General features: G+C 67.3%; 4 protein-coding genes. All 4 read right to left on the bottom strand.

What is annotated here, in order from left to right:
- Positions 1 to 8: 8 nt before the first annotated feature.
- The gene (locus VGH68_RS00285; protein WP_331601511.1) at positions 9 to 962 is read right to left on the bottom strand and encodes an ABC transporter permease; all 954 of its coding nucleotides are present in this window, start codon (positions 960 to 962) and stop codon (positions 9 to 11) included.
- Positions 959 to 1915 (bottom strand): ABC transporter permease, encoded by a 957-nt coding sequence (locus VGH68_RS00280; RefSeq protein ID WP_331601510.1) that lies wholly within the window; start codon positions 1913 to 1915, stop codon positions 959 to 961. Before VGH68_RS00280 ends, VGH68_RS00285 begins: the two co-directional genes overlap by 4 nt.
- A 25-nt stretch (positions 1916 to 1940) precedes the next feature.
- Positions 1941 to 3569 (bottom strand): ABC transporter substrate-binding protein, encoded by a 1629-nt coding sequence (locus VGH68_RS00275; protein ID WP_331601509.1) that lies wholly within the window; start codon positions 3567 to 3569, stop codon positions 1941 to 1943.
- 80 nt (positions 3570 to 3649) lie between these two features.
- A partial coding sequence (locus VGH68_RS00270; protein ID WP_414696870.1) for an NAD(P)/FAD-dependent oxidoreductase occupies positions 3650 to 4899 on the bottom strand: 1250 nt, incomplete at its 5' end.

Here is a 4899-nt window from a genome sequence, read left to right as displayed (position 1 = left end):
GATCATGTTCATTTCGCGCCTCCATGCGCGCGGCCGCTGTGGCGGCGCAGGCTGTCGATCAGCAGATTGACGCCGACGGTCAGCGTCGCGATCGCGATGGCCGGCATCAGCACGGCGGGCGCGCCTTCGGCAAGACCGCCGATGTTCTCGCGCACGAGCGAGCCCCAGTCCGCGTTGGGCGGCTGCACGCCCAGGCCGAGGAAAGACAGCCCGCTCAGCAGCAGCACGATGAACACGAAGCGCAGGCCGAAATCCGCGAGCATCGGATGGATCATGTTCGGCAGCACTTCCACGCGTGCGATGTAGAAAAGCCCTTCGCCGCGCGCTCGCGCGACCTGCACGTATTCGAGCGTCATCAGGTTCACGGCCAGCGAGCGCGAGATGCGGAATGCGCCGGGAATGTAGGCGAGCGCCGCGACCGTGATCAGCATCGGCACCGACGAGCCGTACGCGGCGATCACGACGAGCGCGAGCACCTTGCTCGGAATCGAGATCAGCGCGTCGAACAGGCGGCTCAGCACCTCGTCGACCCAGCGCGGCGAGACCGCCGCGAACAGTCCGAAGAACGTGCCGATGCCGCTCGCGAGCAATGTCGCGGCGAGCGCGAGGCCGACCGTGTACTGCGTGCCGTACAGCACGCGGCTCAGCATGTCGCGGCCGAGAAAATCGGTGCCGAGCGGATGCGCGGCGCTATACGAGCCGAAGATTTCTGTCGACGTGATCGCGCCGCCCTTGTACGGCGCGACGAGCGGCCCGATGAAGGCGACGCCGAGCCAGAACACGACGATGGCGAGGCCGATCAGACCGAGCACCGACAGGCGCCCGGCCAGGCGGCGCAGCGGCGAGCGCGGCGGCGGCCGGCGCGGCGGCGCATCGTCGACGGCCTCGGCGGCGGGCCGCTGCCCGCTCTCGCTGGTCGCGTAGAGCACGGTCGCGGCATCAGATGTGGCGGGTCGGTTCATCGTTGACGCAGCCTCGGGTTGGATACGATTTGACACACGTCCGCGATCAGCACGAGCACCAGATACGCGGCGCAGAACACCATCACGCAGCCTTGCACGAGCGGCAGATCGCGGTTGGTCACGGCGTCGACCATCAGGCTCGCGAGACCCGGATAGTTGAAAATCGACTCGACGATCACCACGCCGCCGAACAGATACGAGAGGCTCAGCGCGACCGCATTGGCGATCGGCCCGATCGTATTGGGCAGCACGTGGCGCAGCACGACGCGCGCGGGCGACGCGCCCTTCAGGCGCGCCATCTCCACGTACGGCGCATTGAGCTGGTCGAGCACGGCCGCGCGCGTCATGCGCGCCATCTGCGCGACGATCACGCAGCACAGTGTCATCACGGGCATCGCGTAGATTCGCAGCAGCGTGCCGACCGAGTCGACTTCCGACAGGTACGACAGCGCGGGCAACCAGCGCAGCTTCACCGCGAACACCAGCACCGCGATGGTGGCGACCAGAAACTCGGGCACCGCCACCGCGGAGAGCGTCAGCACGTTGAGCGCGCGATCGAGCAGCGAGCCGCGGAACACCGCCGAAAAGATGCCGATGGCGAGCGCGAGCGGCACCGAAACCAACGTGGTGAGCCCGGCCAGCACCAGCGAGTTGGGCAGGCGGGTAGCGATCAGCTCGCTCACCGGCAGGTTATTCGACACCGAGGTGCCGAAGTTGCCGGTCGCGGCATGCAGCAGCCAGTGGACATAACGCGTGAGCGCCGGCTGGTCGAGCCCGAACTGGTGGCGCAGCGCGGCCACCAGTTCGGGCGTGGCGGCCTGGCCGAGCGCCTGCTGCGCGGCATCGCCGGGCAGCAGGCCCGTGAGCCCGAACACGATGGCCGAGACGATTAGCAGCGTGAGCAGCGCAAGGCCGAGACGCGCGGCAATCAGTCGTTGCGCGTGAGGTTTCATCGGGTGTCGCCTCCCATTCCCATCACTACGCTTCGAGCCAGACGTTCTCGGCGAACTTGAAGCCCATCAGACCGGCGATCGGAATCGACCCGAGGCCCTTGAGCTTCGTGGTGTGCGCGTCGAGCGAGCTGAGGAACATCGGAATGCCGACCCCGCCGTCGTCGTGCACGAGCACCTGCATGTCGCCGTAGATCTTCTTGCGCTTCGCGTCGTCGGGCTCGCCGCGCGCGGCGAGCAGCATCTGGTCGAACTTCGGGTCCTTCCAGTTCGCCTCGTTCCACGGCGCGTCGGACTTGAAGAACTGCGTGAAGATCACGTCGGCGCTCGGGCGCGCGTTGATGTTGCCGAAGGTCAGCGGATGCTTCATCCAGTGGTTCGACCAGTAGCCGTCGCCCGGCGTGCGCACCACCTGCAGGTTGAGCCCGACTTGCGGCGCAACCTGTTGCAGCAGCATCGCCATCTCGACCGAGCCGTCGGCCGCGGGCGACGCATACATCTGCAGCGGCGTGCTGCCGAGCTTGGCCTTCTGGAAGTAGAACTTCGCCTTGTCGGGATCGAAACCGCGCTTCGGCAAGCCGGCGAAGTAATACTTGTTGGTCGGATCGATCGGCTGGTCGTTGCCGATCTCGCCATAGCCGAGGAACACCGCTTTGCGGAGCTGCTCGCGATCGAACAGGTACATCATGCCGCGGCGGAAGTCGGCGTTGCCGGTGATGCCGCCTTCGTCGCGCATGATGAGATCGGTGTACTGGCCCGTCTTGGTTTCCTTCACCGCGAAGCCGGGCGTGCCCTTGATGCGCGAGGTCGAGCGCGGGCTGACCTGATTGATGATCTGCACGTCGCCCGACAGCAGCGCGTTCACGCGCGCCGATTCGTCGCCGATGCCCACCAGCTCGATCTCGTCCAGATGCGGCAGCCCCGGCTTCCAGTAATGCTCGTTGCGCACGACCACCGTGCGTACGCCGGGCGAGAATTCCTTCAGTTTGAACGGGCCCGTGCCCACGGCCGCCTTGAAGTCGTTCGTGCCGTCCTTGACGATCATGAAGTGCGAATCGGCGAGAATCACCGGCAAGTCGGCGTTCGCACCCGACAGCGTGATCGTCACCTCGTTCGGTCCTGTTGCCTTGACGTCCTGGAACTGGTCAGCGAGCGTCTTGACCTTCGAGCCCACGGCCGGGTCTTTGTGGCGCATCAGCGAATAAACCACGTCGGCGGGCGCGAGCGTCTTGCCGTCGTGGAACTGCACACCGCTGCGCAGCTTCACCACCCACACCGTCGCATCCTTCGTGTCGAGCGATTGCGCGAGCGCCATCTGCGCGCCGAGATGCGCGTCGTACTCGGTCAGGCCGTTGTACAGCATGTTGGCGCGAACGTAGTCGGTGGCCACCGACTCCTTGGCCGGATCGAGCGTGTCGGATGCCGACGCCGACTGCGTGGCGACGCGGATCTTGCCGCCCTGCTTCGGCTTGTCCTGCGCGAAGGCCGCGCCGCTCGCGGTGAGCAGGCCGGCGCCGGTCATCGACATCATGCCGCCGGCGACCATCGCGCGAAGCAGCTCGCGACGGGTGGCGCCGCGCCGGGTCAACTGATCGAGCCGGCTGCCGGGGTCCGCCACCAGGTGGGCCAGCTCTTCGGGCGATTGATCGATGTTCATGAAACTCCTCCGCGTCATATGTGGGGGGCTGCGGCTCGACGTATCGAGTCTGGTCTTGTGGAAAAGCGGGAAAAGCTGGCTCAGTAAAACGCGTCCTTGATCTGGTAGTACGCGCCGACGAGCGGCAAAAACCACGGCTTGCCGGTGTGTCCGGGTATGGCGGGCCATGCGAAATCGCGCCACGGGTTGGCCGCCGGGTTGCCGCTCATCACGTCGGCCATCATCTGGCCCATGTGCGTGGCCATCTGCGTGCCATGCCCGCTGTAGCCCATCGAGAACCACACGCCGTCGTGCTGGCCGGCGCGCGGCAAACGATCCGCGGTGATGTCCACGAGGCCGCCCCAGCAATAGTCGATGCGCACGTCCGCCAGCGCCGGAAACAGCTGCGCGAGATGACGCTGCAGGATGCGGCCGCTGCGCGCGTCGGAAGGCTGCTCCGAGGCCGTGAAGCGGGCCCGGCCGCCAAACAGCAGACGCGAATCCGGCGTTACGCGAAAGTAGTTATGCATCAGGCGGCTGGTCGTATACGAGCGGCGCTGCGGCAACAGGTGCGCGAGCTGCGCGGGCGGCAGCGGCTGGGTCACGACGATGAACGAGCCGACCGGCGCGAGGCGCCGCCGGTACCACCCGAACGGCCCACGCCGCGACGGTCCGGTCGCGATCAGCACCTGTTGCGCGCGCACCGTGCCGCGCGACGAGTCCACCCGATAGCCGCTGCCTTCCTTCGCGATCGACGTCACTTCGGCGTGCTCGTAAAGCCGCGCGCCGCGCTGTACCGCGGCCTTCGCGAGGCCCACCGCGAAGCGGCCCATGTGCATCTGGCCGCCGTGCTTCTGCAGCAGACCGCCGAAGAAGCTGTCCGACGCCACTTCGCTACGAATGCGCTCGCGGCCGATGATCTCGATGTCCGGGTCGACCTCGCTGCGAATCAGCTCGGCCGTACGTTCCAGGTGTGCGAGGTGATGCGGCTTCGATGCGAGCTTGAGCTTGCCCGACGCGAGGTAGTCGCAGTCGATCCCCTCTTCGCGAATCAGCCGCTCGACGGTATCGACGGCTGCCGCATACGCGCGGTAGCAGCCCCGCGCGCGCTCGACGCCGAGTTGCTCGCGCAGCGCCGCGTAGTCCTGGGCGACGCCGGTGTTGCACTGGCCGCCGTTGCGTCCCGATGCGCCCCCGCCGATGCGCGCGGCGTCGAGCACCGCGACGCTTGCCCCGCGGCGGCCGAGCGCGAGCGCCGCGGAAAGACCCGTGAAGCCGCCACCGATCACGGCCACATCCACGCGGCCCTCCACCGGCCGCTCGCTTGCGAGCAGAGCCGTGGGTGCGGTAT

Source organism: Paraburkholderia sp. (genome assembly GCF_036488505.1).
In the GTDB taxonomy this organism is placed as follows: domain Bacteria; phylum Pseudomonadota; class Gammaproteobacteria; order Burkholderiales; family Burkholderiaceae; genus Paraburkholderia.
This window is presented reverse-complemented; position numbering and strand designations above follow the sequence as displayed.

Coding starts and splice junctions, on each gene's coding strand:
- VGH68_RS00285 (WP_331601511.1), bottom strand. CDS start 962: ATGAACCGACCCGCCACATCTGATGCCGCGACCGTGCTCTACGCGACC.
- VGH68_RS00275 (WP_331601509.1), bottom strand. CDS start 3,569: ATGAACATCGATCAATCGCCCGAAGAGCTGGCCCACCTGGTGGCGGAC.
- VGH68_RS00280 (WP_331601510.1), bottom strand. CDS start 1,915: ATGAAACCTCACGCGCAACGACTGATTGCCGCGCGTCTCGGCCTTGCG.